The 26,815-nt window shown below is 69.7% G+C and carries 23 protein-coding genes and 1 pseudogene; 11 read left to right on the top strand and 13 right to left on the bottom strand.

Features of this window, described 5'->3' with window-relative positions; translation table 11 throughout:
* Positions 1-107 precede the first annotated feature (107 nt).
* Genes ACIF8T_RS34580 through ACIF8T_RS34570 form a run of 3 tightly spaced genes read right to left on the bottom strand, consistent with a single transcriptional unit; the run spans position 108 to position 3,691 of the window.
* On the bottom strand, positions 108-1,154 hold the full coding sequence (locus ACIF8T_RS34580; RefSeq protein WP_400040683.1) for a substrate-binding domain-containing protein: 1,047 nt from the start codon (positions 1,152-1,154) through the stop codon (positions 108-110).
* A 27-nt stretch (positions 1,155-1,181) separates the two neighbouring features.
* A complete protein-coding gene (locus ACIF8T_RS34575; RefSeq protein WP_400040681.1) occupies positions 1,182-2,192 on the bottom strand; it encodes an ABC transporter permease in 1,011 nt (336 codons plus the stop codon).
* On the bottom strand, positions 2,189-3,691 hold the full coding sequence (locus ACIF8T_RS34570; RefSeq protein ID WP_400040679.1) for a sugar ABC transporter ATP-binding protein: 1,503 nt from the start codon (positions 3,689-3,691) through the stop codon (positions 2,189-2,191). Before ACIF8T_RS34570 ends, ACIF8T_RS34575 begins: the two co-directional genes overlap by 4 nt.
* A gap of 196 nt (positions 3,692-3,887) precedes the next feature.
* On the opposite strand from ACIF8T_RS34570, the gene ACIF8T_RS34565 reads away from it, so the two are divergent.
* The 8 genes from ACIF8T_RS34565 to ACIF8T_RS34530 all read left to right on the top strand — a co-directional run bounded on the left by ACIF8T_RS34565 (position 3,888) and on the right by ACIF8T_RS34530 (position 10,901).
* Positions 3,888-4,163 carry a hypothetical protein gene (locus tag ACIF8T_RS34565; protein ID WP_400040677.1) on the top strand — a complete coding sequence of 92 codons (276 nt, stop codon included), beginning with the start codon at positions 3,888-3,890 and terminating at the stop codon, positions 4,161-4,163.
* Positions 4,164-4,879: 716 nt separating this feature from the next.
* Positions 4,880-6,004 (top strand): inositol-3-phosphate synthase, encoded by a 1,125-nt coding sequence (locus ACIF8T_RS34560; protein WP_400040676.1) that lies wholly within the window; start codon positions 4,880-4,882, stop codon positions 6,002-6,004.
* A complete protein-coding gene (locus ACIF8T_RS34555; protein WP_400040674.1) occupies positions 6,001-6,984 on the top strand; it encodes an SCO3242 family prenyltransferase in 984 nt (327 codons plus the stop codon). The genes ACIF8T_RS34560 and ACIF8T_RS34555 overlap by 4 nt, the downstream gene beginning before the upstream one ends.
* Positions 6,981-7,841, top strand: coding sequence for a sugar phosphate isomerase/epimerase family protein (locus ACIF8T_RS34550; protein WP_400040672.1), 861 nt, complete (start codon positions 6,981-6,983; stop codon positions 7,839-7,841). Before ACIF8T_RS34555 ends, ACIF8T_RS34550 begins: the two co-directional genes overlap by 4 nt.
* On the top strand, positions 7,838-8,446 hold the full coding sequence (locus ACIF8T_RS34545; RefSeq protein WP_400040670.1) for an EboA domain-containing protein: 609 nt from the start codon (positions 7,838-7,840) through the stop codon (positions 8,444-8,446). The genes ACIF8T_RS34550 and ACIF8T_RS34545 overlap by 4 nt, the downstream gene beginning before the upstream one ends.
* Entirely contained in the window at positions 8,446-9,294 is an 849-nt protein-coding gene (locus tag ACIF8T_RS34540) for a TatD family hydrolase (protein WP_400040668.1), read from the top strand. Before ACIF8T_RS34545 ends, ACIF8T_RS34540 begins: the two co-directional genes overlap by 1 nt.
* Before the next feature lie 3 nt (positions 9,295-9,297).
* Entirely contained in the window at positions 9,298-10,467 is a 1,170-nt protein-coding gene (gene eboE, locus ACIF8T_RS34535) for a metabolite traffic protein EboE (RefSeq protein ID WP_400040667.1), read from the top strand.
* Positions 10,464-10,901 carry a hypothetical protein gene (locus ACIF8T_RS34530; RefSeq protein WP_400040717.1) on the top strand — a complete coding sequence of 146 codons (438 nt, stop codon included), beginning with the start codon at positions 10,464-10,466 and terminating at the stop codon, positions 10,899-10,901. Before eboE ends, ACIF8T_RS34530 begins: the two co-directional genes overlap by 4 nt.
* Positions 10,902-11,440: 539 nt before the next feature.
* Here the strand turns inward: ACIF8T_RS34530 and ACIF8T_RS34525 are convergent.
* The 6 genes from ACIF8T_RS34525 to ACIF8T_RS34500 form a co-directional block, all read right to left on the bottom strand.
* The gene (locus tag ACIF8T_RS34525; protein WP_400040713.1) at positions 11,441-12,604 is read right to left on the bottom strand and encodes an ROK family protein; all 1,164 of its coding nucleotides are present in this window, start codon (positions 12,602-12,604) and stop codon (positions 11,441-11,443) included.
* Between the two features lie 396 nt (positions 12,605-13,000).
* On the bottom strand, positions 13,001-14,023 hold the full coding sequence (locus ACIF8T_RS34520; RefSeq protein WP_400040711.1) for a LacI family DNA-binding transcriptional regulator: 1,023 nt from the start codon (positions 14,021-14,023) through the stop codon (positions 13,001-13,003).
* A gap of 40 nt (positions 14,024-14,063) precedes the next feature.
* On the bottom strand, positions 14,064-15,155 hold the full coding sequence (locus ACIF8T_RS34515; RefSeq protein ID WP_400040665.1) for a Gfo/Idh/MocA family protein: 1,092 nt from the start codon (positions 15,153-15,155) through the stop codon (positions 14,064-14,066).
* 71 nt (positions 15,156-15,226) lie between these two features.
* Entirely contained in the window at positions 15,227-15,991 is a 765-nt protein-coding gene (locus tag ACIF8T_RS34510) for a ThuA domain-containing protein (RefSeq protein ID WP_400040663.1), read from the bottom strand.
* A 289-nt stretch (positions 15,992-16,280) separates the two neighbouring features.
* On the bottom strand, positions 16,281-16,940 hold the full coding sequence (locus ACIF8T_RS34505) for a ThuA domain-containing protein (protein ID WP_400040661.1): 660 nt from the start codon (positions 16,938-16,940) through the stop codon (positions 16,281-16,283).
* 622 nt (positions 16,941-17,562) lie between these two features.
* Positions 17,563-18,336, bottom strand: a complete 774-nt coding sequence (locus ACIF8T_RS34500) for a transposase (RefSeq protein WP_400040659.1) — start codon at positions 18,334-18,336, stop codon at positions 17,563-17,565.
* Positions 18,337-18,408: 72 nt separating this feature from the next.
* Between ACIF8T_RS34500 and ACIF8T_RS34495 the strand changes: the two genes are divergently transcribed.
* The 3 genes and pseudogenes from ACIF8T_RS34495 to ACIF8T_RS34485 form a co-directional block, all read left to right on the top strand.
* The gene (locus ACIF8T_RS34495; protein WP_400040658.1) at positions 18,409-19,551 is read left to right on the top strand and encodes an acyl-CoA dehydrogenase family protein; all 1,143 of its coding nucleotides are present in this window, start codon (positions 18,409-18,411) and stop codon (positions 19,549-19,551) included.
* Positions 19,552-19,559: 8 nt separating this feature from the next.
* A complete protein-coding gene (locus tag ACIF8T_RS34490; protein ID WP_400040656.1) occupies positions 19,560-20,588 on the top strand; it encodes an NAD(P)H-dependent flavin oxidoreductase in 1,029 nt (342 codons plus the stop codon).
* Positions 20,564-20,743, top strand: a pseudogene (locus ACIF8T_RS34485) (XdhC family protein); the annotation flags it as partial. The gene ACIF8T_RS34490 and the pseudogene ACIF8T_RS34485, both read left to right, overlap by 25 nt.
* Positions 20,744-21,081: 338 nt before the next feature.
* Here the strand turns inward: ACIF8T_RS34485 and araD are convergent.
* From araD to ACIF8T_RS34465, 4 genes are all read right to left on the bottom strand, one after another.
* Positions 21,082-21,807 (bottom strand): L-ribulose-5-phosphate 4-epimerase AraD, encoded by a 726-nt coding sequence (araD, locus tag ACIF8T_RS34480; RefSeq protein WP_400040654.1) that lies wholly within the window; start codon positions 21,805-21,807, stop codon positions 21,082-21,084.
* A gap of 53 nt (positions 21,808-21,860) precedes the next feature.
* A complete protein-coding gene (araA, locus tag ACIF8T_RS34475; RefSeq protein ID WP_400040652.1) occupies positions 21,861-23,378 on the bottom strand; it encodes an L-arabinose isomerase in 1,518 nt (505 codons plus the stop codon).
* A 49-nt stretch (positions 23,379-23,427) separates the two neighbouring features.
* Positions 23,428-25,110, bottom strand: coding sequence for a ribulokinase (gene araB / locus ACIF8T_RS34470; protein ID WP_400040650.1), 1,683 nt, complete (start codon positions 25,108-25,110; stop codon positions 23,428-23,430).
* A gap of 196 nt (positions 25,111-25,306) precedes the next feature.
* Complete coding sequence (locus tag ACIF8T_RS34465) at positions 25,307-26,611, bottom strand: FAD-binding protein (RefSeq protein ID WP_400040648.1); 1,305 nt, start codon at positions 26,609-26,611, stop codon at positions 25,307-25,309.
* Between the last annotated feature and the right edge of the window lie 204 nt (positions 26,612-26,815).

Genomic DNA, 26,815 nt, shown 5'->3' with positions numbered 1-26,815 from the left:
GGTGGGATCCTTTCTGTTTGTCTCGCCGGGCCCCGGCGGGGGGGGGGGGCGGGGCCCCCCCCCCCCCCCGGCCCTTGGCGACGGTGAGGGCGAACCCTCCGAGGGGCTTACTTGAACCCGGTCGACATGTAGCGGTCGACGTTCTCCCTGTCGACGACGGCCGAGTACAGCGCGATGGAGGAGGGAATCTCGAACTCCGCGAGGCCGCCGACCCCCTTGCTCTGGCCGAGGGCGCGGGCGAGGTCGATCGCGGAGGCGGCCATGGTCGGCGGGTACAGGACGGTCGCCTTGAGGACGCTGCTGTCGGCCTTGATGGCCTGGAACGCGGCGAGCGAGCCCGCCCCGCCGACCATGAGGAAGTCGTCGCGCCCCGCCTGCTCGATGGCGCGCAGGGCGCCGATGCCCTGGTCGTCGTCGTGGTTCCAAAGGGCGTCGAACTTCGACTGGGCCTGCAGCAGCTGGGCCATCTTGGCCTGCCCGGACTCGACGGTGAAGTCGGCGGCCTGGCGGGCCACCTTCTGGATGTTGGGGTAGTTCTTCAGCGCGTCGTCGAAGCCCTGGGTGCGCTGCTTGGTGAGCTCCAGGTTGTCGAGACCGGCGAGTTCGATCACACGGGCGCCCTGCTTGTCCTTGAGCTTCTCGCCGATGTAGTGGCCGGCGTTCAGGCCCATGCCGTAGTTGTCGCCGCCGATCCAGCAGCGGTACGCCTGCGGGGTGTTGAAGATGCGGTCCAGGTTGACGACGGGGATGCCGGCCCGCATGGCCTTGAGCCCGACCTGGGTGAGCGCCTTGCCGTCGGCGGGCAGGACCACCAGGACGTCGACCTTCTTGTTGATGAGGGTCTCAATCTGGCCGATCTGCTGGGCGGTGTCGTTGGAGCCCTCGGTGATCTCCAGGGTGACGTCCTTGTAGCTCTCCGCGCGCTCGTGGGCGTTGACGTTGATGGCGTTGAGCCACCCGTGGTCGGCCTGCGGGCCGGCGAAGCCGATGGTGACCGGCTTGCCGGGCTTGTCGTTGGAGGCGGGAGCCTGCGCGGCGCCGTTCTTGGTGCCGCCGGTCTCGTTCGAGGTACAGGCGGTGAGCATGGCGCCGGCCGAGACGGCGGCAGTGCCGATGAGCAGTCTTCTGCGGGAGGGGTTCATTTCCTGAGCCATGGTGGTGCCTCTCCTTGCGGTGGCGCTTTACTCGTGGGCGGTGCGGCGCTGGATGAGGACGGCAACGACGATGATCGCGCCCTTGGCGATCTGCTGGGTCGCGGTCTGGAGGTTGTTGAGGGCGAAGATGTTGGTGATCGTGGTGAAGATCAGGACGCCGAGCACGGAGCCGGTGATGTTGCCGCGGCCGCCGCTGAGCAGGGTGCCGCCGATGATCACGGCGGCGATGGCGTCGAGTTCGTAGAGGTTGCCGTTGGTGTTCTGGCCGGAGCCGGCCAGGATGATTAGCAGGAAGGCGGCGATGCCGCAGCACAGTCCGGACAGCAGGTACAGATACAGACGCTGGCGCCGCACGTCGATGCCGGCGAGGCGGGCGGCCTCGGGGTTGCCGCCGATGGCGACGGTGCGCCGCCCGAACGTCGTGCGGTTGAGCACCAGCCACCCGATGACGCCGACGACCGCGAAGACGATCACGAGAGGCGGCACACCGAGGACGTACGCGTCCTTCTCGCCCAGATCGAGGATCTCGGGGATGGTGACGATCTGGGTGCGGCCGTCCGTGATCTGCAGGGCGAGGCCACGGGCGGAGGCGAACATGGCCAGGGTGGCGATGAACGCGACCATCCTGCCGTAGGCGATGAGGACGCCGTTGACCAGGCCGCAGCCCAGGCCCACGGCTATGGCGGTGAACAGGACCCCGGCGAACCCGTACTCCTGCGTCGCGACCGTGGTCGCCCAGACCGAGGCCAGCGCCACGATGGCGCCGACCGACAGGTCGATCCCGCCGCCGATGATCACGAAGGCCATGCCGACGGTTACCACGCCGATCACCGACGCCTGGGTGAGCACGAGTTGGAGATTGCTCACGGCGAGGAACTCGTCCGGCTTGGTGACACCGCCGACGATCACGAGGATCGCGAGCACGCCGAGCAGCGACAGCGTGCGCACGTCGAGCCGGAGTCCGAGTGCGGGCCGGCGCTGTGGCGGCGGGGCGGAAGCGGACTTCTCGGCCGCGGATACGGCCGCGGACTGCGTCATGATGCGTGGTTCCCTTCAAGTACGAGATCGAGTACGCGGTGTTCGTCCAGTTCGCGTGCGGGGGAGGTGTGCACGACGCGTCCTTCGCGAAGGACGAGGACGCGGTCGGCGAGGCCCAGTACCTCCGGGATCTCGCTGGAGACCACGAGGACGGCCAGGCCCTCGTCGGCCAGGCGCCGGATCACGGCGTACAGCTCGACGCGGGCTCCGATGTCGACACCGCGGGTGGGTTCGTCCAGTAGGAGGACGCGGCATCCCCGGAGCAGCCAACGGGCCAGGACGGCCTTCTGCTGATTGCCGCCGGAGAGGTTCTTGACCTGGGTGTCCGTGTTGTCCGGGCGGAGCACCAGGTCACGCGTCACCTGCTGAGCCGCGGCACGCTCCGCCGTCCGGTCGATCCATCCGAGGCGGGAGAATCGGCTGAGGGTGGAGACCGAGACGTTGCGGGTGACGGACTCCAGCATCAGCAGAGCCTGTGCCTTGCGCTCCTCGGGAGCCAGACCGATCCCCGCGCGAACGGCGGCCCGCACGTCGCCGGGCCGGACCTCCTCGCCGTCCACGAACACCTGGCCGGACGTGGGCCGGCGGGCCCCGTACACGGTCTCCAGGATCTCGGTACGGCCGGACCCCACCAGGCCTGCCAGCCCGACGATCTCCCCGGGCCGGACCTCGAGGTCCAGCGACTCGAACTCGCCCTGAAGGCAGAGTCCTTGCACCCTCAGAACCGGCGGGACCTCGGAGGTCACCGGGTCGGCAGTACGAGGGGAGAAGGGGAACACGTGGTCGACGCTGCGGCCCGTCATCAGGGCGACGATGTCGCTGGTGGGCGTCGACCGGGTCGGCAGGCTGTCGGCGACGGACCGTCCGTCCTTGAGGACGGTCACACGGTCGCCGATCTGACGGATCTCCTCCAGACGGTGCGAGATGTAGACGACGGCCACGCCGTCGGCCGTCAGCCTGTCGACGATGCGGAAGAGGTTGCGGACCTCGTCCGGGTCGAGAGCGGCCGAGGGCTCGTCCATCACGATCAGCCGTGCGTCGTGGGACAACGCACGGGCCATCGAGACGATCTGCTGCTGCGCGGCCGAGAGATCGGCGACCGGCGCCGCCGGATCGATCTCGGGGTGGCCCAGTCGCGCCAGCAGGGCGGCGGCGCTCTCCCGGGCGACCCGGGGGCGCACGACGAACCCCGCGCGCGTCGGTTCATGACCGAGGGTGATGTTCTCCGCCACGGACAGGTGCTCGACGAGGTCGAGCTCCTGATAGATGGTCGCGATGCCGAGGCGCATGGCGTCGACCGGGGACTTGAACCGCGTAGGACTGCCCTGCCAGACGATCTCGCCGTCGTCCGGCTGATGAGCACCTGCCAGGACCTTGATCAGGGTGGACTTTCCCGCGCCGTTCTGGCCGAGGAGGCAATGGACCTCGCCCTCGTTGACCGAGAGGTCGACGCCGGCGAGAGCACGGACGCCCGGGAAGGACTTGGTGATCCCGGTCATCTTGAGCAGCGGAGCCGGTACGCCGGCTGATTCGCTGAGATGGGTTGTTGGCGGCATGGGATGGATCCTCGGTTCGGTGGGACTCAAGGTCGGGCGCTGCTGTTCTTCGTGGCCGGTGCGGACGTCGTGCGAGGCGCGTGGCAGGTGCTCCCGCGCCCGACGGCTCGCGAAGCCCGGTCGTGGTGGTGGCCGGGCGGTGGCCGAGGCGCCCCACCGTCCGCAGGGCTGCGACGGTGGGGCGGGTCTGGGCGGCGTCGAGCCGGGACGACGGGCCCTGCCGGCGATCGGACGGGCTGCTGCTGCGGCGGCCGTGCCCGGGCCGGCCGGTGACGGCGTCACCGGCCACGTCGTGAGCGAGCGCGGCATCTCCGACGTGGGCTTTCAGGAAGCCGGTGTCACGGCCGCACGGCTGTCCGTGGGGATCGGCATGGTCGCGGCCGATGTTGCGGGCGGTCCGTGGTGTAAGCCCTGATGGGCGTCGGCTGGCCAAGACGTCGTGCGCCTCATGTCGCCCTCCTGCCGCCGACCCGTTCTTCCGTTCCTGGCGCGGTGAAACCTAGCAGCGTTTTCTTGGTCGGGGAAGAACTTACGACAACGGAACAGTCACTTTCGACGAAGCAAAGACAAATCGCGGGCTCCGGTGTAGTCGGAGTGGATCGCTCCGCTTCGCCCTGGGGAGAGTCCCCTCGCTTGAGGGGGAGGTAACCCGACTTTGTCTTATAGGAAGCGAAAGTTAAGTCTTCTGCTGCGTAAGGTCTTTCAAGTCATGCAGAAGAAAGCTATGTTCACCATCGACTCACTCGAAGGATGGTGCATCGTGACGGATGCCGGCCTTCCCGCTCCGGCACGGAGGACGACCCGGTGTATCGACGACACACGGGGAGGCGCCTGGACGCCGAACCGCATCCGGGGCACGGAACCCGGTTCCGTCCGTGGGCCTGCCACGGTGAGGGGCAGCCGGCAGTGGTGAGCATCGCTCCTGCCCCGTACCTCCCAGAACCCTGGCCCAGGACCCCTCTCCGCCTTCCACAGGCGCGTCCTGGGCCAGGGCGCCGGTCCGCTGCCGGGCGTCCCGCGTGCTCGGTGGCTCCGGCGCCATGAACGGGTCCGTGCCGAGCGTGGAGTCACCGTCCTCGGCACGGGCCATCCACTCATCACACGCACAGGAACAGCAAGGAGGCGCTCGCGATGACAACGTCGACACGGGCAGTGCCACGTACGGGAGTCTGGCTGATCGGAGCGCGCGGCTCCGTCGCCACCACAGTGGTCGCCGGATGCGCGGCCGTCGCGGGCGGGCTGCAGCCGGCCGTCGGGATGGTGACCCTGAGTCCGCGCTTCGCCGGCTGCGGTCTGCCGGAGCCTGGGTCACTGGTCTTCGGCGGCCACGACGTCGTCTCCTGCCCGCTCCCGAAACGGGCCGAGCAACTCGCCGCACAAGGGGTCCTCCCGTACGACCTGCCTGCGGCCGTGGGCGGTGAACTCGTCGCCGCGGACGCCGAGATCCGGATCGGTGGCCCGCTCGCGGCCGATCCGCGCAGCGACGATGCGCTGATCAGCCAGTTCGCAGCGGACATCGATTCCTTCCGGACGCGGAACAACCTGGCCCGGTGCGTGGTGGTCAACGTCGCGTCCACCGAGCCGGCGGTCCGCGAAGGGGACGGGCGGCTGCCGGCCAGCTCCCTGTACGCCGCCGCGGCACTGGGCGCCGGCGCCTCGTACGTGAACTTCACTCCGTCGACCGGACTGCACCATCCGGCGTTCTCCGGACCGTACGACGTTCCGGTGGCCGGGCGGGACGGCAAGACGGGGCAGACGATGCTGCGCTCGGTGCTGGGCCCGATGTTCGCGCAGCGTGCGCTCACCGTACGGTCCTGGTCGGGAACGAACCTGCTGGGCGGCGGCGACGGCGCGGCGCTCGCCGACCCGGCCGCCGCCGCCGCGAAGAACGCGGGGAAGGAGCGGGTCCTCGCCGACACCCTGGGCACGACCCCCGAGGGCGTGGTGCACATCGACGACGTGCCGTCCATGGGCGACTGGAAGACGGCCTGGGACCACGTCGCCTTCGAGGGTTTCCTCGGCACGCGGATGGTGCTCCAGACCATCTGGCAGGGGTGCGACTCGGCCCTCGCGGCACCGCTCGTGCTGGACCTGGTCCGACTCGTCGCCCGCGCGCACGAAGCGGGGCTCGCCGGCCCCTTGCCCGAGTTGGCCTTCTATTTCAAGGACCCCGCTCCGGGAGCTCCTTCGTCGCTCGCCGAACAGTACACGGCGCTGCTCGACTTCGCGGAGCGGCTGCGGGCGGCGGGGACATGAGTGGAGCGCGTGACTGGGCCCGGCTGCTCCGGGTCTCGGCACTGTTCACGGTCCCCGGGGACGCGCTCGCCGGGGCGGCGGCAGCCGGTGTGCGCGTCGACCGACGCGCGATGTTCGCCGTCGGATGCTCCCTGTGCCTCTATGAGGCGGGCATGGCCCTGAACGATTGGGCGGACCAGGACGAGGACGCGCGCGAGCGTCCGGACCGGCCCCTCCCGTCGGGTCGGATACGCCCGGCGGCCGCTCTGGGAGCGGCCATCGGGCTGACGGGGGCGGGCCTGGTGCTGGCGGCGCGCGCGAGCCGACCGGCGGCCACGGTCGCCGGGGCGCTGGCCGCCACCGTCTGGGCGTACGACCTGAAGCTCAAGCACACGTTCGCGGGACCGGCGGCCATGGCCGCCGCCCGGGGCCTGGACCTGCTGCTGGGCGCGGTGGCGGCCGGAGGACGCCCTCGGCCCGCCGTACTCCTTTCCACGGCCGCTCTCGCCGCACACACCTACGCCGTGACTCAGGTCTCCCGGCACGAGACGACAGGCGGTTCCGGCGCTGCTCCCCTCGCCGCGCTGGCGACGAGCGTCGTCATCGGCGCGGGCATCGGGTGGGAGAGTTTCCGCAGCCTGCGCGGGCCGGACGCCGTGGGTGGACCGGACGCGGTGGGACGAGCGGTCCTGACCGCACCCGAGCATCGGGCGATCGCCCCGCGCAGCGGCGAGTCGGCACGAGGCCGAAGCCCGTCGCACGCCCTCACCGTCCTCGCCCTCGCCACCGCCTATGGCGCGACGGCCACCCGTCCGTACGCGCATGCCGTCCTCAACTCCTCACCCGCCTTCACTCAACGCGCAGTGCGAGGCGGCATCGGCGCGCTCATCCCCCTCCAGGCAGTTCTCGCCGCCCGCGCCGGTTCCCCGGTTCTCGGCGGGGCGGTGATGGCGCTGCTGCCGATGGCACACCGCTTCTCCCGGAAGGTGAGCCCGACATGACCCTGCGCCTGGCCTACGGGACCAACGGCCTCACGGACCTGCGGCTGAACGATGCGCTGTTCCTTCTCGCCGATCTGGGCTACGACGGGGTCGGTCTCACACTCGACCACATGCACCTCGACCCCGTGGTGGAGGACCTGAGCGTCCGTGCCGGACGCCTGTCCCGAACGCTGGCGCGGCTAGGACTGACGGTGACCGTCGAGACCGGCGGACGCTACGTGCTCGACCCGCGCCGCAAGCACGGCCCGTCGCTCCTGGACCCGGATCCGGACGGTCGCGCTGCCCGGGCCCGGTTCCTGGTGCGCGCCGTGCAGGCCGCCAGTGACCTGGAGGCGCACGCGGTGCACTGCTTCAGCGGCATCCTCCCCGAAGGTCTCGACCGGAACACGGCCTGGGATCGGCTCGCCGACGAACTGGCGCCGGTCCTCGCCGCGGCGCGGAGCCTGGGGGTTCCGCTCGCCGTGGAACCCGAGCCCGGACATCTGCTGGCGACCCTGGACGACTTCCACCGCCTGCGCCGCCTGCTCGGCAGTCCGGATGCGCTCGGTCTGACCCTGGACATCGGCCACTGCCAGTGTCTGGAGGCGGCGTCTCCCGCCGAGTGCGTCCGAGCGTCGGCGCCGTGGGTGCGTCACGTCCAGATCGAGGACATGCGCCGCGACGTCCACGAACATCTCCCGTTCGGGGAGGGCGAGATCGACTTCCCGCCGGTCCTCGAGGCACTCAGCGATCTCACGCGGTCCGGCTACCAGGGCCTGGTCACCGTGGAGCTGCCGCGGCACTCCCATGCCGGCCCGGGGCTCGCCGAGGAATCCCTCCGCTTTCTGCGCGGCCTCGGGAAAGGAGCACGCGCATGACCCCATCGCTCACCGACGATCTCGCCGTCCTGTGGGAACGCCTCGACGCCCCGGCCCGGGCCTGGCTGGCGAACGCGGTACTCGATGTCGCCGCTGCGGACCACGTGTCACGACGCCCCGTGTCCCTTCTGGAACTGCGCTTCGCGGAGGCAGGCCGGCACTGCGGGAGTCTCGAGGACGTCGCCCGTGTCCTTCTCCTGCACGCGGCACAGCCGGATGTGGGCGCCCTGACCCGGATGTACACGCGCAGTTCCGGCGCCGAACGCCGCGCCGTGCTGCACGCCCTGCCGTTCCTGGTGACGGGCCCGGACGCCCTCCCGCTGGTTGAGGACGCCCTGCGCACCAACGACACCCGGCTCGTCGCCGCCGCCGTCGGCCCGTACGCCGCCCGGCACCTGGACGCCCACAGCTGGCGGCACGCCGTCCTGAAGTGCCTGTTCACCGGGGTGCCCCTCGCCGAGGTGTCGGGCCTTGAGCGTCGCGCGGCCGGAGACGGCGAACTGGCACGCATGCTCACCGACTTCGCGGCCGAGCGCCGTGCGGTGGGGCGCCCCGTCCCGGCGGATCTCGACCGCGCCCTGCGCCTCACCACCCAGGACTTCTGATGCGTATCTTCGATCCCCACATCCACATGACGTCGCGGACCACCGACGACTACGAGGCGATGTACGCCGCGGGCGTGCGCGCGGTGGTGGAGCCGTCGTTCTGGCTGGGCCAGCCCCGCACCTCCCCGGCCTCCTTCTTCGACTACTTCGACTCCCTCCTCGGCTGGGAACCCTTCCGCGCCGCCCAGTACGGCATCGCCCACCACTGCACGGTCGCCCTGAACCCCAAGGAGGCCAACGACCCGCGCTGCGTGCCGGTGCTGGGCGAGCTGCCCCGCTATCTGGTCAAGGACCAGGTCGTCGCCGTCGGGGAGATCGGCTACGACTCGATGACCCCGGCCGAGGACACCGCGCTGGCCGCCCAGCTGCAGCTGGCCGCCGACCACGGTCTGCCCGCTCTGGTGCACACCCCGCACCGCGACAAGCTCGCCGGTCTGCGCCGCACCCTCGACGTCGTCCGCGAGTCCGCCCTGCCGGTGGACCGGGTGCTGGTGGACCACCTGAACGAGACCACGGTCAAGGAGGCCAGGGACAGCGGCTGCTGGCTGGGCTTCTCCGTCTATCCGGACACCAAGATGGACGAGGAGCGGATGGTCGCCGTCCTGCGCTCCTACGGCCCCGAGCAGGTCCTGGTGAACTCCGCCGCCGACTGGGGCCGCAGCGACCCGCTCAAGACCCGCAGGGTCGGCGACCTGATGCTGGCCGAGGGTTTCTCCGAGGACGACGTCGACCGGGTGCTGTGGCGCAACCCCGTCGCCTTCTACGGACTCAGCGGCCGGCTGAACCTCTCCGTCGCCGAGACGGGCGCCACCCACGAGGGCAACTCGATCCTGCGCGGCGGGGAGTGAGCGATGCGCTTCCGCCATCCGGACGGCACCACCGTCCACCTCGCCTACTGCACCAACGTGCACCCCGCCGAGACCCTCGACGGCGTCCTCGCCCAGCTCCGGGACCACTGCGAGCCCGTCCGCCTCCGCCTCGGCCGCGACCGCCTCGGCATCGGACTGTGGCTCGCCAAGGACGCCGCCCACACGCTGATCAACGACCCCTCCGCCTTGCGGACGCTCCGGGCAGAGCTGAAGCACCGACGCCTGGAGGTGGTCACCCTCAACGGCTTCCCCTACGAGGGCTTCGGTTCCGGCGAGGTCAAGTACCGCGTCTACAAGCCCGACTGGGCGGACCCCGAACGCCTCCAGTACACCGCCGACCTGGCCCGCCTGCTGACCGAACTCCTGCCGGACGACGTCGCCGAGGGCAGCATCTCCACCCTTCCCCTCGCCTGGCGGACCTCATTCGACCATTCGTCGGCCGTGGTCGCCAAGAGGGCGCTCTCCTCCTTGGCCGAATTCCTCGACACCATGGAGCGGTTCACCGGACGGTCCATTCGCATCGGGTTGGAGCCGGAGCCGGGCTGCATTGTGGAGACCACGGCCGATGCGATCGGCCCTCTCTCCGAAGTCGGCCACGACCGGATCGGTGTCTGTGTCGACACCTGCCACCTCGCCACCTCCTTCGAGATCCCGGCGACCGCGTTCGGCGCGCTCCAGGCCGCGGACATCCGCATCGTCAAGGCTCAGTTGTCGGCCGCCCTGCATGTGGAGGAGCCGCACCTGCCCGAGGCGCGCCGAGCGCTGGCGGCCTTCGACGAGCCCCGATTTTTGCACCAGACACGGGTGAGGACGGAGACCGGAATCCGAGGCGTCGACGATGTGGGGGAGGCCCTCCGCCTCGGAGGCCTGCCGGTCAACGCACCCTGGCGGACCCACTTCCACATGCCCCTGCACGCGGTCTCCACCGGGCCGTTGACATCCACGCGACCCGCGCTCCGGGACTGCCTGGCCCATCTGGTCGGCGGGCCCGTCGCGCGTACGCACCATCTGGAGGTCGAGACGTACACCTGGCAGGCCCTCCCGCCTGAACTGCGCCCCCGGGGCCGCGCCCAGCTCGCCGACGGCATCGCCGCCGAACTCGCCCTCGCCCGCGACCTCCTGACGGACCTCGGCCTGAAGGAACTCCCATGAGCACCCCCGCGCACGCCACCGGCGCCCACGACGGCCCCACCCCCCTGCTCGTCCTCGACGTCGTGGGCCTCACCCCCCGCCTGCTCGACCACATGCCCCACCTCAAGGCGCTCGGCCGCTCCGGCTCGAACAAGGACGGCCCGTCCGCCTCCGAAGGCCTGCTGATCCTCGGCCTCGCCGAAGGGCACCCTCTCGAACCCCACCTACGACTTAACGGGCCGGACCGCCTTCATCACGGGCAGGCCCTCCGGCATGGTCCTGGCAGCCGCCCGGGCCTTCGCCGCCTCGGTATTGCCGCCGCCTTCGTCGACATCGAGGAGAAGGCCGTGCAGGAGACTGCGCAGATACTTACCGACCTGGTAGCGCGCGGTGGTCACCAACCGGCCGGATTCGATCGTCGGCACCGGCCACTCGTCGGCGGGGCGATCTCATGAGCAGGTCACGCGGGACTAGGGCCCGTGAGCCACGCCGGGCACCTCATCCGGGAGGGTGGCAACCGCAAGGTTCCGGATCGGAGGGCCCGGGAGTGCCTGTACGGCTCGGGTTGAAGTGCCTCGGCGTGGCCTACCGATGTCGAGGGCCATCGGCTGGAACTCGGGCGGGGGGTTGCCCGTGTTAAGTAATATGATCCGCCAACTTATGTTCAGAGTCAAGCAAAAGGGTGCAGTGCTTAAACCTATGGTCGGGTCTTGACGGTCGGAAGTCAGGGCCGAAGCTGTGTCGCCGGGGACCCCAATCCGGTACTGCTGGAACGGAGCCACCCGGAAGTAGGGCCTGCCGTGAGAAGCATGGGCAGCCTCGCCGCCCATGGCAGCGGGAACTCCGCTGCGGGCGCTCGGCGGGCTTCTCGATGCCGATGATCGGGCTCTCTCAACTGCCAGGATGTCGGCGGGTTCCGGACTCACCGCGGCGGGGCCGGAACCGTTTGGTCCTCCGGGGGGAGAGGCACGTCGAAAGCGGACGAGTGGTGGGCCTATCCGTCGGCCACCGCGCGGTCGACCGCAGCGGGGCTGAGCGCGTGCTGGATCACCATGAGGGACGCTCCGATCACGCCGGCGCGGTCCCCCAACTGGCGGACACGAATGTTCAGGTGTTGGGTGACCAGGGGGAGGGAGCGGCTGTAGATGGCTTCCCGCACGCCGGCCAGGAGGTGCTCGCCGACGTCGGAGAGGTCACCGCCTATGACGATCGCGCCGGGGTTGAAGAAGTTCACCAGCGATGCCAGTACGTCTCCGATGTCCCGGCCGGCTTGACGGATCATTTGTATCGCGGCGGCGTTTCTGGCCCGGACCAGTCTGACCACGTCCTGGCTGTCGGCAGCGTCCTCGCCAAGGTCCCGCAGCCGTTCTGCGATCGCCCATCCACTGGCGACGGCTTCCAGGCAGCCGATATTGCCGCAGCGGCAGACCCGCTCCGGCGCAGTGGTGACCTGGATGTGGCCGATGTCTCCGGCCGCCCCCTGGGCGCCGCGGTGGAGGCGGTGCTCGGTGATGATGCCGCAGCCGATCTCGGTACCGACTTTGACGAAGAGCAGGTGCTCGGCCTGGGGACTGAGCGCTTCGTGCTCGCTGAGAGCCATCACGTTGACGGCGTTGTCGACCAGGACGGGCGCTCCCGATCTGTGTTCGAACCAGCCCGGTACATCGAAGCCGTCCCAGCCGGACATGACCGGCGGGTTGACGGGCCGGCCGGTCGTGTGCTCGACGGGGCCTGGGAGGCCGATACCGATCCCGCATACGTCGGCGAAACTGTGTCCGGTTTCAGCCAACAGGTTCTCGAACTCCTGGACAAGCCACTTCAGGACGTACTCGGGTCCCTCGCTGATGGCCATGTCCTGGCTGCGTTCGGCCAGCACCTGGGTTGCCAGGTCGGTCACGGCGACCCGAGTCTGTCTGGTGCCGACGTCGGCGGAGAGCACGACCCTGGCGCCGGCATTGAAGGCGAACGACACAGCGGGTCGGCCGCCCGAGGAGACCGCGTCCTCCTTCGGCACGATCCACCGGTGCTCGAGAAGGGCATCGATGCGCTGGGCCACCGTGGACCTGGAGAGACCGGTGAGTTGCGCCAATTCGGCGCGGGTCTGCGCCTGGCCGTTGCGCAGTAGCGCCAGAAGGGCGCCCGCGCCTACCGGTTCCATGGTCAACTCCGCGTCTCCTCATGTTGTGATGGCTCTCTCCAGGTATAAGCATACAGACCTCGATACTTTTGCTTAAGGCTTTGCGTAAACCCTTCTTGTGATCCAAATTGCAGCCCATATCGGACGAGATTCGGTGAAAGATCGCGCTGTGGTCACCGCAACCAGGGGCATGGCTCGCAATCTTGATCACCCGGCTCGGCCGGTGCCTCGCGCCACTGCTCCGAGAGGTATGACGCGGTCCGGCATCAGGCGGTGGAGGGCTGCACGCATCCGCAGACGCTTTCCGTGAACCGGGGACCCACCACGAATGCGACGACGCGCATCGGCTGCCGTCGACCGGAAAGGAGACGGGAGCTGCCTCGGTTGGAACAACTGTGCGCGGTCGTGCGCCGACCGTTACGCCTTCTTGTGTGCGGCCGTACTGTCCCGGACCACGAGGGTGGTCGCCAGCTCGACCCGGCGGCTCTCCAGTTCCTCACCGTCGATCAGTCTGAGCAGGGTGCGCAGGGCGCTTCGGCCCATCTCCTTGAGCGGCTGGCGCACGGTCGTCAGGGCGGGATGGACCCAGCGGGCTTCGGGCAGGTCGTCGAAGCCGATCACGCTGACGTCGTCGGGCACGCGCAGACCGGCCTCGGCCAGCGCCTCGTACCCGCCGATGGCCAAGTGGTCGGAGCAGATGAAGAGGGCGGTCGGGGGCTCGGGCAGTGTGAGCAGAGCCCTGACCTGCTCGGCGCCGCTGGCCCGCTCGTAGGTGCCGTGCCGCAGCAGTTCCGGCGATACCTCGACGCCCGCGGCGGCCATCGCCGAGCGGTAGCCCGCAAGCCGGGCTCGGGCATAGAGGTGGTCGGGCGGACCCGTCACCAGTCCGATGCGGCGGTGACCCAGCTCCAGGAGGTGAGCGGTCCCCTCGTAGGCGCCGGCCCAGTTCGTCGTGCCCACGGACATCACATCGGGCGACGGGTCGCTGAGCGGGTCGATGACGACGCACGGTACCTGTGCCCGCCGCAACCTCGTCAGCTGGTCCTCCGTCGGTTCGATCAGGCCCAGAACCACCCCGGCGCTGCCGCGTTCGAGGATGCGGTCCACCCAGTCCCGCCCCCGGTGCCTGCCGACGGGCGGGGAGGTGCGCGCCACCGAGATCACCACGTGGACGCCGGCCTCGTACGCCGCCGCCTCCATGCCGCTGGCGACGCTGGCGGGCCAGGAGCCGTCGAGCCCGCTCACCACCAGGTCGACGGTCCGGACGGTCGGTCCCTCGGCGGAGATGCCGCGACGGACGTACCGGTGCTCACGCAGGGCCGAGTCCACCTTGGCGCGCGTGTCCTGCGAGACGTCGGTCCGGTCGTTGAGGACCTTGGAGACGGTGGACACCGACACTCCCGCCGTCTTGGCGATCTGGGCCAGAGTGGGCCGCGGCAGCCGGTTCGCGGCTCGCAGACCGCTGTCCGCCGACGTGATGTCATCCAGCACGGTTCAGTCCTTTCGGTGTGACGGCCAGAGCTTCGCCCACCGACGGCCAGGCACGCAGACGTGCCGCTTCCGGTCCGGTGGCGGTAGCGAGCGCCTCGGCCATTGCCTCGTCGAGGAGCGGCTCGATGTGCACGCGGCGGTCCGTTCGCGCGGAGGCCACGGCGGCCGTCACCATAGCGAGGCTGAGCACGTTGCGGTGCACTTCCCCGGTGGGCGTGACGCCGGTGCGCAGTGCGTGGACGAACTCGGCCAGCGCGCCCGCCACTCCTTCCGGAACGCCGTCGTCGCTCCCGGTCCCGCTCTGCGGCGGCAGCCGGCCCTCGGACTCGTGAAGCTCGGTCTCGGGCGGGCCCTCGCCGTCCCAGACGGCCGACCCTAGCTCGGCGCTGAGCCGCCAGGCCCCGTTCCAGGAGGTCTCCAAGCCACCGCTGCACCAACTGCCGTTGTACACGTACCTGATGCCGCCGGCCATCTCGAAGACGGCCGTGGCGGCGGCGTCGCCCGCGTACCAGCTCCAAGAGGGGTTGTACTCCTCGCAGCGCACCGACACGGGATCGGCGTTCAGGAGCCAGCGGGCGGTGTCGAACGGGTGGATCGCCATGTCGAGCAGGAGCGGATGGGCCATGGTCTCGCGGAATCCGCCGAAATGCGGGGCCCGGAAGAAGTCGGTGGTGAGGATGCCCGGCCGGCCGAGCAGGTGCGCGCGGTCCCGGAGGGCGTCTAGGTGCCGGTTGTACCGCCGCGATTGGCTGACCATGAACAGTTCGCCCGCCGCCTCGGACGCGGCGGCCAGCCGCAGTGCCTCGGGCACCGTGGCGGCTACGGGTTTCTCGCCCAGGACGGGCAGTCCGAGGGCCAGTGCCGCCAGTGTCACGGGCAGGTGGGCCTCGGGGACGGTCACGTCCACGACGGCGTCGGGACGCGTGGCCGCCGCCAGCGAGGCCAGGTCGTGACCGGTGGGCGTTCCCGGCACGCCCAACCGGTGCACGAGGGCCTCGGCGTGGGCGGGGACGCGGTCGACGACGCCCGCGAGTTCCGTGTCCGGCGAGGCCAGGACGGCCCGGATCCAGACACGGGCCATGCGGCCGGCCCCCACGACCAGGACGCGCAAGGGACCGCGGTCGGACGGGATCGTTCTGAAGGTCTGGGATCTCACGCCTGGTCGCCGCCCCGTTCGAACCAGCCGGATTCGCTGTGGATCAGCCTGGGGACCGTCCGGTCGGCCTCGGGCGCCGCCCAGCGCACCGCGTTGGCGATGACGCGGCGGACGTGGGGATGGTGGTAGACGGGATAGTCCTGGTCCCCGGGACTGAAGTAGAAGATCTTTCCGTGGCCGCGCCGGAAGGCACAGCCGCTGCGGAACACCTCGCCGCCGCTGAAGGAGCTGAGGAAGACCAGTTCGTCGGGGACGGGGATGTCGAAGTACTCCCCGTACATCTCCTGCTCGTCGATGACGAACGGGTGGGGTACGCCGGCCGCCACGGGATGCGTGGGGGCCACCGTCCAGACCACTTCGCGATCGCGTCCGCTGCGCCAGCGCAGCGTGCAGGTCGTGCCCATGAGCCGGGTGAAGATCTTCGACAAGTGCCCGGAGTGCAGCACGACCAGGCCCATTCCGGCCAGCACCCGGCGGTGCACCCGCTTGACCACCTCGTCCGACACCTCGCGGTGTGCCAGGTTCCCCCACCACGTCAGCACGTCCGTCGCGGCCAGCACGTCCTCGGTCAGCCCGTGCTCCGGTTCGTCCAGCGTCGCGGTCCGCACCTCGGCCGTCCCGCCCAGATGCTCGGCGACGGCCCCCGCCACCGCCCCGTGTATGCCCTCGGGGTAGCGCGCCGCGACCTCGGGGTTCTGCTGCTCGTACCGTCCCTCGTTCCAGACGGTGACCCGCAAGGGTCTCGGTGTGGCTGTTGACATGGCTTCTCTTCCACGGTGCGATGCGGGCGACGAGCGACGGCAGATCCCGCTGGGGGAGGGATGCCGTCGCCGGCTGGGGGCGCTGGACGAGTACTGGCACTCGAAATGCAAAAGTTTCGAAACAACCGATACTGAAGCTAGAAAATCATAGTGGAGGACATCAGGGCGCCCCTGGAAGCGGCGTGGACGACCCGCTTGGCGTCCGTCAGGACGGACCTCGGGCACACGGTTGCCGGCGTTGCGGCCTCCGTCACGACTTCCGCCGCTTCGTCCGCCGTTTCAGCGTGCCTCACCGACTGGCCCACAGCAGCCCGCGCTCGGTGAGCGCGCGCACCTGCGGGGTGTCGAAGTCGTTGGGTGCGTGGCCGAAGACGGAGGCGAAGACCCGGCCGCGCCCCCACGTCCTCGTCCATACCGCCGGTACGGACGTGACACCCGGCCGGTTCTCGTCGCCGTCGACGGTGACGGTCGCCAAAACGTCGATCAGGGGATCGCTGAGCAGCCAGTACCGCTCGGAGCGGGCCTCGAAGTCGGACAACCCGCTGATCACAGGGTGGTCGCTGTGCTCCGCGGCCAGTCGCACCCGGCGACGGCCGGACTCCGACGGGTCGAGCTGGAACCTCCCTCCGACGAGCAACTGGTAGTCGAAGTCTTCCCGGAATGCGTCCACCAGCCCAGCGCCCCAGCCCGCGAGTCCCATGCCGCCCCTGACGGCGGCCCGAAGTCCGGCGCTCTCCTTGGGCGTGATCTCGCCCCCGGACCAGCACTGGACCACAAGATCCGTCTCGGCCAGAAACTTCTCGTCCTCGTAGACCTCCAGGCAGTCCTCGATGACCACGTCGAATCCGTGCCGGTCGAGGAAGGGCAGGAAGAGGTCAGTGGTCTGGACGGGGCTGTAGCCCTCCAGACCGCCGCGCACGATCAACGCCCGTCGTCTGGCATAGCTCATGGTGCTCCATCGGTCCTCTCGACAGGGCCGGGAAAGGCGGACTGCACGTCGCTCCGAAATTTTGCGCGAAAACAAGTAACGCTGGATGGACTGGACTGTAGGAACCGGCCCGGTAGCCGTCAAGAGATGGCGCAACGCCCGTCCGACGGCCCGGGTTCCGGCCGTCCGCGCGGTCGGCGTACGGGAACGTGCCCACCTGCACCCGCAGATCGGGACGGTGGAAGGCGCGGGGCCGCACGGTCGTCCGCAGCCGACGGACGGCCACGCGCAGTGTCGATCGACAGGCTGTGCCGCGCCGCGGATCTGCCGATGGGGAGCTGCGCCTCTCTTTCGCGGCACAACGCGGGCCGTCCCCGTCGTAGGCGGCGACCAGGCCGGCCCGAGGCCGAGCGCTGTGCGGTGCCGGTCCGACCCTTCCCACCGGCACGAAAAAAGTTTCGAAACGTTGCTCTTGCGCTTCCTGCCTTGTCCAGGAACCGTATAGACATCTCCGACGCGAGATGCAGCCGACGGGAACGGCAGCCGATGTCTCGCGAGTACTGCAGCCGTTCTGTCTCTGCAGCACCTAGACCGTGTCCCGTAAATGCCCTGTGACATGCCGGTTGAGCTGCTCGTTTGCCTGTCATCCGGCGAGGGTGAGGTTGTGCAGGCGGGCGATGCCGAGCATGGCGTGGTGGACGCCGTCGGCTCTGAGGCGGCAGTCGCGCAGGATCTTCCAGCTCTTCATGTGGGCGAAGGTGTGCTCGACGCGGGCGCGGACCTTGCGGTGGGAGGCGTTGTGCTCCTCCTTCCAGGTCGGCAGTTCCTCGTCCTTGTGCCGGCGGTAGTGCGGGATGGTCAGGCCGGTGCCCCGGTAGCCGCCGTCGGCGATCACCGTGGGGGTGGTGCCGACGGCGGCCTTGGCGCCGGAGTCCTCCCAGGCCCGGCAGTCGTTGCGGTTGCCCGGCAGCGGCCTGCCGACGGCGACGACCAGGCGGGTGTCGGCGTCGATGACGACCTGGTGGTTGGTGGAGTAGCGGTAGTTCTTGCCGGAGGCAGCCACGGCCCGGTCGCGGGTGGGGACCAGCGTGCCGTCCACGATGAGCACCGTGTCCTTGCGGAACCGCCGCCGGGGCTGGAGCGCAAGAGCTGGTCCGAGGTGGGCGACGATCCGGTCGGCGGCCGACTTGGAGACGCCGAACAGTGGAGCGAGCTGGCGCAGGGTGAGGTTGGTGCGCCAGTACGCGGCCACCAGCAGCACCCGGTCCTCCAACGGCAGCGACCACGGCCGGCCCTTACGGACCGGATCGGCTCCCTCACGCCGCAGCGCAGTGATCAGCTTGTTGAACTGCCGCGGACTCAGCCCAGTGAACGGCCCTATCCACGAGGGCTCCGACGCCGTGATCACACCAGCCACAACAAGATCATCCCACCTCTGACCAGCAGTTACGGGACAACCTCTAGCCGCACTTGCCGAGGAGAGAACCTCATGCCCCGAGTCCTGTCGGACGAGCGCCGCGATCTGCTCAAGGCGATCGCCGACTTCTGCCGCCGCGAATGCGGGACCAAGGAACAGCGCGACACACTGACCGCCAACGGTCAGGAACAGCACAACCAGAAGCTGTACGAGAAGATGGCGGGGCTGGGCTGGCTCGGCATTGCCATCCCGCAGGAGTACGGAGGCGCGGGGCAGGGGATGACCGATCTCTGCCTGTTCCTCCAGGAGACCTCGTACGGGCTGGCGCCCATCAGCGGTTTCGGGACCACCGTCATCGCGGCCTCCGCCTACGAGAAGTTCGGCACCGAGGAGCAGAAGCGCACCGTCCTCGAAGGCGTGGCCGCCGGCCGGGTCGAGGCCATCTCGATGTCGGAACCGGGCGCCGGCTCCGACGTGGGCGCGCTGACCTGTCGTGCCGAACGCACCAGCGGCGGTTACCTGGTCAACGGCCAGAAGACCTGGTGCTCCAACGCGCACTTCGCCGACCACATCCTGCTGATCGCCCGTACGGAGCAGGGCGTGTCGAAACACCACGGGCTCACCCAGTTCATGGTGCCGGCCGACGCCGAAGGCCTCCAGGTCAGGGGCATCGACACCATGGGCGGCAAGGACGTCAACGATCTCTACTTCACAGACTGCTTCGTACCGGACTCCGCGGTCGTCGGCGAGCCCGGACAGGGCTGGACGCAGCTCATGACCGGACTGAACCTCGAACGGATGATCCTCTCCGCCCTGATGCTGGGCGTCGCGCAACGGGCCTTCGACGACACCCTCACCTACGTCCGCCAGCGCGAACAGTTTGGCCGCCCCATCGGCTCCTTCCAGGCGCTCAAGCACCGGATCGCCGACATGGCCACCGAACTCGAATGTGCCCAACTGCTTCTCGACGACGTCGCCGCCGCGATCGACGCCGAACCCGGCCGGGTGTTCGCGCGCGAAGCGTCCATGGCAAAGCTCAAGTGCACCGAGCTAGCCAAGCACGTGACCCTGGAGGGCATGCAGATGATGGGCGGCTACGGCTACGCCACGGAGTACGGCATGGAAGCCCTGTTCCGTTCGACCGTCGTCTCCACGGTGTACGGCGGAACGAGCGAGATCCAGCGGGACATCATCGGCAAGACCTACGGACTGTAGAGGTCGCGATGCTGACCACACGATTCTGCGAGACGTTCGGTGTGGAACACCCGGTCGTCCAGGGCGGCATGCAGTGGGTGGGTCGGGCCGAACTCGTCGCCGCGGTGGCCAAGGCGGGCGCGCTCGGTTTCCTGACGGCGCTCACCCAGCCGACGCCAGAGGCGCTCGTCGAGGAGATCGCGCGGTGCCGGGAGCTGACGGACAAGCCGTTCGGCGTCAACCTGACCATCCTGCCGTCGATCAACCCGCCTCCGTACGGCGAGTACCGGCGCGCGATCATCGAATCCGGCGTGAAGGTCGTCGAGACCGCCGGCTTCAACCCCGAGGAACACCTCCCGGAGTTCCGCGCCCACGGGGTGAAGGTGCTACACAAGTGCACCAGCGTCCGGCACGCGGTGAAGGCCGAGAGGATCGGCGTCGACGGGGTGAGCATCGACGGGTTCGAGTGCGCCGGCCACCCCGGTGAGGACGACATCCCCGGCCTGGTCCTCATTCCCGCGACCACGCAGTGGGTATCCGTTCCGGTGATAGCCTCCGGCGGGTTCACTGACGGCCGCGGCCTGGTGGCCGCCCTCGCCCTGGGGGCCGAGGGCATCAACATGGGCACCCGCTTCCTATGCACCGCGGAATCCCCCGTGCACCGGCGCGTCAAGGAACAGATTGTCGCCAACAGCGAACTCGACACCGAGCTGATCTTCCGCCCCCTGCGCAACACCGCCCGGGTGGCGAGCAACTCCGTCAGCCGGAAGGTCGTCGACATACTCCGCGATGGAGGGGAGTTCTCGGACGTACGGGACCTGGTCGCTGGCGCTCGGGGGCGCAGGGTGTTCGAGGTCGGGGACCTGGACGCCGGCATCTGGAGTGCCGGCTTGGCCCAGGGCCTCATCGACGACATTCCGACCGTCGGGGACGTCGTGCGACGCATCGTGGCGGAGGCTGAGGAACTGATCACCGGACGGCTGGCCGCTGTTCGTCGGGCGTCGTCGGCCCGGACCGACCAGGAGATCGGAAGATGCTGGACATCGCCGAGGAGCTGAACCGGTAGGTCAGGCAGGACCGCGACTTCGCGGTGGCCACCGTGGTGGCGGTCGGGGGCAGCGCGCCCCGCGGGCCCGGCGCCGCGCTCGCGGTCGACACCGCAGGGACGGCCGTCGGATCGGTCTCCGGGGGGTGCGTGGAGAGGACCGCTTACTACAGCTGAGCCGGGGGTGCCCACGTCTCGCCGTACCTGACCGAGCACATCAGGCGGTTCGGCGAGTGCGGCACGCACGAACTCGGCATCGAGCCTGACGCGTACCACCCGGAACTCGACGTCGACTTCACCGCGTTGCGGGAGCAGGAGCGGACCTGACCTGACCTGAGCACCACCGGTCTCGGTGAAGCCGCCTGATGCCGATGGACTCCGTCACCGCCCCCGTACGCGAGGGCCGGTTCCCCTGCGGCGCCGAGCGCGCCCACGTCGCCGACTCGGGCCCGCCGGCCGGTAGGGGGCCAGGAGCCGCTCGACGGCCGGGCCGGCGGGTCCGGACCTCACCTGGACGCCGCCCTTCCCGGGTTGCCGTAGTAGGCGTCGGGACCGTGCTTGCGGGTGTAGTGCCTCTCCAGGAGGTGGCGGGGTGGCAGTCCCTCAGGTGCCAGGGACAGGGTGTGCAGGGCGATGTCGGCGACGGCCTCGCAGATGATCGCGTGTTCCAGGGACTTGCGGGCCGACGTGCCCCAGGTGAACGGTCCGTGGTTGGCCACGAGCGCGGCGGGAACCTCCAGGGCCCGTTGGTCGTCCCCGTCGAGCAGGTCCACGATGACGCGGCCGGTGTTGTACTCGTAGTCCTTCTTGCACTGCTCCGGGGTGAGATCAGAGGTGCACGGGATGGGCCCGTTGAAGGTGTCCGCGTGGGTGGTGCCGAGGACGGGGACGTCCCGGCGTGCCTGGGCGAAGGCGACGGCGTGGGTGGAGTGGGTGTGCGTGACCCCGCCGATGGACGGGAACGCGAGGTACAGGCAGCGGTGGGTCTCGGTGTCGGTGGAAGGACGCAGGTTTCCCTCGACCACCGCGCCGTCGGACAGCCGTACCGTCACCAGGTCGTCGATCGTCAGGTCCTCATAGCGCACGCCCGAGGGCTTGATGACGAAGACGCCCGCATCGCGGTCGGCTCCGCTGACGTTTCCCCACGTCAGGGTGGCGAGCCCGATCTGGGGGATGGCGAGGTTCGCCTCCAGCACCTCCTGCCTCAGGCCGTCGCGCACGGTGGTGGTCATGGGCATGTCTCCTTCGTGCCGGTCGTATCTCACAGGGCTGTGCCGGTCGTATGTCACAGGGCCTGAGCCAGTCGCTGGTACGCCGCGTTCCAGCGGATCTCCTTGGCCAACTGGTCGTATGTGGTGTCCGCCCCGATCGTCAGCAGTTCCACGCCGGCCATGGCGGCGTAGTCGGCGAGGGTCTCGGCGTCGACGGCCGAGCTGAGCACCGTGTGGTGCGGTGCGCCGGCGAGGAGCCAGCTCTCGGCGGACTCAGCCAGCGAGGGGCGCGGCTTCCACACGGCGCGGGCCACCGGGAGCCGCGGCAGGCGCTCGCTCGGGCCGACGACGTCGACCTCGTTGGCGGTCAGCCGGAAGCGGTCGCCCAGGTCGGAGAGGCCGACGACCACGGCGGGGCCCTCGGCGGCGTCGAAGACCAGGCGGACCGGGTCCTCGCGGCCACCGATGGAGAGGGGGTGGATCTCGCAGCTGGGCCGGGCGGCGGCCACGGAGGGGCAGACCTCCAGCATGTGAGCGCCGAGGATGCGCGGGGTGCCGGGGCCGAGGTGGTAGGTGTAGTCCTCCATGAAGGTGGTGCCGCCGGGCAGTCCGGCACCCATGACCTTCATCACCCGCAGCAGGGCGGAGGTCTTCCAGTCGCCCTCGCCGCCGAAGCCGTACCCGTCGGCCATCAGCCGTTGGACGGCGATGCCGGGGAGCTGGCGCAAGCCGCCGAGGTCCTCGAAGTTGGTGGTGAAGGCGGTGAAGCCGCCGTCGGTGAGGAAGGCACGCAGGCCGAGTTCCTGCCGGGCCGCGTAGACCAGTGACTCGTGCAGGACACCGTCCGGGCGCAGCGCCGGGACGGCGTCGTACAACTCGCAATACTCTGCTGCGAGTTCGGCGGCCGCCTTGTCCTCGATCTCGTCGATGACCGACACCAGGTCATTGACGCCGTAGGTGTTGACGGAGAATCCGAACCTTATCTGGGCCTCGACCTTGTCGCCCTCGGTCACGGCGACGTCGCGCATGTTGTCGCCGAAGCGGGCCAGGCGCAGGGTGCGGGAGGCGTGACGGCCTGCGGCGGCGCGGGCCCAGGTGGCGATCCGCCTCACCACCCGGGCGTCCGTGGCGTGCCCGGCGACGATCTTCCGGTCGATACCGAGCCGGGTTTCGATGTGGGCGAACTCCCGGTCGCCGTGAGCGGCCTGGTTGAGGTTCATGTAGTTCATGTCGATGCTCGACCAGGGCAGCGACAGGTTGTACTGGGTGTGCAGGTGCAGCACCGGCCGGTCGAGGGCGCTGAGCCCCGCGATCCACATCTTCGCCGGGGAGAACGTGTGCATCCACACGATCACGCCCACGCAGGCGTCCGACGCGTTCGCCTCCAGGCACAGCCGGCGGATCGACTCGGCGTCGGTGAGCACCGGCTTCCACACGAGACGCACGGGGATCTTGCCTGGGGCTCCCAGGATCTCGGCGATGCTCCGGGACTGATCGGCGACCTGGCGCAGGACGTCGTCGCCGTACAGCCCCTGACTTCCGGTGAGAAACCAGATCTCGTGGCTGTCGTACGGCTGGGCTGCTGTGGTCATGATGCTTCCTCTCACAGGGCTGTGGGGCACGGGCGGTTCACGGTCCGGCTCACGCGGACGCCTCGGCGCGCAGTCGGCGCAGACGGTGCATGACCTCGTTGGCGCCGCGTCCGAAGTAGTCGTGGAGCAGGCGGTACTCGGCGTAGAGGCGGTCGTATGCCTCGGCCCGCTCGGAGTCGGGCAAGTGGACGGCCTTGCGCACCTTGCCCATCGCCTGGGCCGCGGCCCGGATGTCGGCGTAGGCGCCCGCCGCGACAGCGGCGTGCATCGCCGCTCCGAGAGCGGGCCCCTGCGTGGAGTCGACGACGCTGAGCGGGCGGCGGGTGACGTCGGCGTAGATCTGCATGAGCAGCGCGTTCTTCGTCAGACCGCCCGCGATGATCAGTTCCTCGACCGGGACGCCGGACGTCTCGAACGCCTCGATGATGGTGCGGGTGCCGAAGGCGGTCGCCTCCAGCAGGGCCCGGTAGACGTCCTCGGGCCGGGTGGACAGGGTGAGGCCCACCACGACGCCGCTGAGGTCGTGGTCCACCAGGACGGACCGGTTGCCGCTGTGCCAGTCCAGGGCGATCAGGCCGTGCTCGCCCACCTTCTGCCGCGCCGCGAGGGTGGTCAGATACTCGTGCGGGATCTGTCCCAGGAGCTTGGCACGTTCGGCGTACTCGGCGGGGAACCCTGTGCGCAGGAACCAGGCGAAGATGTCACCGACACCGCTCTGCCCGGCCTCGTAGCCCCATAGCCCGGGCAGGATGCCGCCGTCGACCACACCGCACATGCCCGGAACGCTCGCCCGCCGGCCGGAACTCATCACGTGGCAGGTGGACGTGCCCATGATGGCCACCATCCGGCCTGGCTCGACCGCGGCGGCGGCGGGCGCGGTGACATGGGCGTCGACGTTGCCGACACACACCGCGATGCCCTCCGGCAGACCCGTCCAGGCCGCCGCCTCGGCCGTCAACCGCCCTGCCAGGTCGCCGAGCCGGCCGATGGGCTGGTCCAGCTTCTCGGACACGAAGCCGGCGAAGCCGGGATTCAGGGCGGCGAGGTAGTCGGGCGCGGGGTAGGCGCCGTTCTGGTACTGGCCCTTGTACCCGGCGGTGCAGGCGTTGCGGACATATGTGCCGCACAGCCGCCACACGATCCAGTCGGCGGCCTCCACCCACCGCTCGGTGCGGTGGTAGATCTCCGGGTCCTCCTCCAGCACCTGCAGCGCCTTGGCGAACTCCCACTCCGAGGAGATCTTTCCGCCGTACAGCTCCAGCCACGGCTCCTTGCGCTCGGCGGCCAGTGCGTTGATCCGGTCGGCCTGGCCCTGCGCGGCGTGGTGACGCCACAGCTTCACGTACGCGTGCGGGCGGCTCTCGAGGCCGGGAAGCTCGCACATGGGAGTGCTGTCGGCGAGCACTGGCAGGACCGTGCAGGCGGTGAAGTCGGTGCCGATGCCGATCACCTGTTCGGACCGTACGCCGGAACGGGACAGCGCTTCCGGGACCGCGTGCCGCAGGACTCCGATGTAGTCGGCGGGGACCTGCAGGGCCCAGTCGGCGGGCAGCGGGGTTCCGTCGGGCAGTTCCCGGTCGAGGACCGCGTGCGGGTACGCGTACTCGGCTGCCGCCACCTCCGCGCCGTCACCGACCCGGACCACCACGGCCCGTCCGGACAGCGTCCCGAAGTCGACTCCTACGACGTAGCGATCGGAATGCTGGTGCTCAGCGTGTCCGGCGTTCACCACGATGACGCCCCCTTGTTCGATATGTCGACCATTAGTCGAGACTTGACTGGCGGTTGTCCGCCTGGATGCGTGCCGCGGCGCCGGTCCGAGAAGTCGGGAACCTCGCACGGCGGAGCGGCCTGTGGGCGGCATCAACGCCTGACTGCGCAGTCATGTCTGATTGCGCAGTCATGTCTACGCAGTCAGAGCGGAGCCGTCAAGAGTTCTGTCCTGGGTTTCTCGTCCCGCGTGCGAGGTGCGGTGCCGGGTCCTGCCCAGTGGGAAAGTAGTGCTCGACGAACTCGTTGCGGAACTTCCCCGACGGGTCGAGCCGTGCCAGCAGCCCCCGGAACGCGTCATGGCGGGGGTACAGCCCTCGCAGGGTCTCCGGATCGGCGGTGAAGACCTTGCCCCAGTGCGGTCGGGCGGCGAAGGGCGCCAAAGCCCTCTCGACGGCCCGGGCCGCCTCCGTCGCGCGTACCGCGTCGGGGCGCCAGGTGAAATGGAACGCGACGGCATCCCGCTCGTACGCCGGACTCAACCACAGGCGGTCGGCCGCGACCGTACGGATCTCACCGACCTGCAGGACGGGGGAGATCCGCTCACGGATCGCGTTCACGGCGTCGAAAGCCGCCACGGCGTCCGCGCGGTCCACGAAGTACTCCGACTGGAGTTCGTCGCCGCTGCTCGGGGTGAAGCCCATCCGGAAGTGGGGCAGCCGTGCATGCCAGGGGCCGGGCGTGCCCAGCTGCTCGGTGCACTGCTCGGCGGGCATGCCCGGCACCGGGTGACGTGGGCCGTCGGCGAGCCGGGCGGCCAGCCACCGCTCGGGTGCCTCCTCGGGTGCCGTCCGCTTGACCCAGACCTGGTTGATCCGGTCCGTGCGCCAGTCCGTGAAGAGGCTGACGCTGTAAGCCGCCGCCATGACCTCGTCGAACCGCTCACGCAGCGCGGCCGTCGGCAGTCCTTCGTAGACCCATTGCCGCACCTCGAACGCCGGCACCAGGTCCAGGGTGATCCGGGTGACCACCCCGAGGGCGCCCAGGGAGACGACCGTACCGGAGAAGTCCGGAGCATCTCGCTCGATGGTCACCAGCTCACCTTCGGCGGTGACCAGCTCGATCGCACGGACCGCCGACGCCAGGCAGCCGTTGCCCACCCCTGAACCGTGGGTGCCGGTGGCGCACGCCCCCGCGACCGAGATGTGCGGCAGCGAGCCCAGATTGTGCAGGGCGAAGCCCGACCGGTGCAGCACCTCGGTGAGCTCCGCGAACCGCAGCCCTGCGCTCACGGTGACCGTGGCCTCCTGCTCGTCCAGCTCCGCCACCTTCGGCAGACGGGCCAGGGAGACCAAGTCGCCCCGTGTGTCCGCTATGGCGTTGAACGAGTGCCCGGTGCCGAGGACTCTCAATGAGGCGCTGCCGGCGACGATGCGCCGCAACTCGTCGACGGACACGGGCTCGTGGAATCGCTCGGCGTTGAATTCTATGTTTCTCGCCCAATTGGCAGTGGACATGGCCATCGGCTGTCTGTTCCTTCGATGTGATGAGACGTCCAGGTGAAGACGTCCGGGTGATGAGGCGCCGGGAAGCGGAAGAACCGCAGGCGCGAGGCAACGCCGCCGCGGAGAAACCGGGCGGCACGGCCGTCTGCGCGATGCGTGACGCATGTGCGTCGTCGCAGGTGAAGGGCTGTGCGCGGCAGCGAGCAGGGCGGCGGCACCTGG

Source organism: Streptomyces sp. NPDC085946, from assembly GCF_044540485.1.
Taxonomy (GTDB): Bacteria; Actinomycetota; Actinomycetes; order Streptomycetales; family Streptomycetaceae; genus Streptomyces.
Note: the sequence above shows the minus strand (reverse complement) of the source record. Positions and strands in the feature narration are given on the sequence as shown.

Bases quoted from the DNA above. Each gene is read 5' to 3' on its own strand.
- ACIF8T_RS34490 (WP_400040656.1), top strand. From the start codon at position 19,560: ATGCTGACCACACGATTCTGCGAGACGTTCGGTGTGGAACACCCGGTC.
- ACIF8T_RS34580 (WP_400040683.1), bottom strand. From the start codon at position 1,154: ATGGCTCAGGAAATGAACCCCTCCCGCAGAAGACTGCTCATCGGCACT.
- ACIF8T_RS34525 (WP_400040713.1), bottom strand. From the start codon at position 12,604: ATGGAACCGGTAGGCGCGGGCGCCCTTCTGGCGCTACTGCGCAACGGC.
- ACIF8T_RS34505 (WP_400040661.1), bottom strand. From the start codon at position 16,940: ATGAGCTATGCCAGACGACGGGCGTTGATCGTGCGCGGCGGTCTGGAG.
- ACIF8T_RS34570 (WP_400040679.1), bottom strand. From the start codon at position 3,691: ATGACCGGGATCACCAAGTCCTTCCCGGGCGTCCGTGCTCTCGCCGGC.
- ACIF8T_RS34510 (WP_400040663.1), bottom strand. From the start codon at position 15,991: ATGTCAACAGCCACACCGAGACCCTTGCGGGTCACCGTCTGGAACGAG.
- eboE (WP_400040667.1), top strand. From the start codon at position 9,298: ATGCGCTTCCGCCATCCGGACGGCACCACCGTCCACCTCGCCTACTGC.
- ACIF8T_RS34515 (WP_400040665.1), bottom strand. From the start codon at position 15,155: ATGGCCCGTGTCTGGATCCGGGCCGTCCTGGCCTCGCCGGACACGGAA.
- ACIF8T_RS34555 (WP_400040674.1), top strand. From the start codon at position 6,001: ATGAGTGGAGCGCGTGACTGGGCCCGGCTGCTCCGGGTCTCGGCACTG.
- ACIF8T_RS34545 (WP_400040670.1), top strand. From the start codon at position 7,838: ATGACCCCATCGCTCACCGACGATCTCGCCGTCCTGTGGGAACGCCTC.
- ACIF8T_RS34575 (WP_400040681.1), bottom strand. From the start codon at position 2,192: ATGACGCAGTCCGCGGCCGTATCCGCGGCCGAGAAGTCCGCTTCCGCC.
- ACIF8T_RS34530 (WP_400040717.1), top strand. From the start codon at position 10,464: ATGAGCACCCCCGCGCACGCCACCGGCGCCCACGACGGCCCCACCCCC.
- ACIF8T_RS34540 (WP_400040668.1), top strand. From the start codon at position 8,446: ATGCGTATCTTCGATCCCCACATCCACATGACGTCGCGGACCACCGAC.
- araA (WP_400040652.1), bottom strand. From the start codon at position 23,378: ATGACCACAGCAGCCCAGCCGTACGACAGCCACGAGATCTGGTTTCTC.
- ACIF8T_RS34495 (WP_400040658.1), top strand. From the start codon at position 18,409: ATGCCCCGAGTCCTGTCGGACGAGCGCCGCGATCTGCTCAAGGCGATC.
- ACIF8T_RS34550 (WP_400040672.1), top strand. From the start codon at position 6,981: ATGACCCTGCGCCTGGCCTACGGGACCAACGGCCTCACGGACCTGCGG.
- ACIF8T_RS34560 (WP_400040676.1), top strand. From the start codon at position 4,880: ATGACAACGTCGACACGGGCAGTGCCACGTACGGGAGTCTGGCTGATC.
- araD (WP_400040654.1), bottom strand. From the start codon at position 21,807: ATGACCACCACCGTGCGCGACGGCCTGAGGCAGGAGGTGCTGGAGGCG.
- ACIF8T_RS34465 (WP_400040648.1), bottom strand. From the start codon at position 26,611: ATGGCCATGTCCACTGCCAATTGGGCGAGAAACATAGAATTCAACGCC.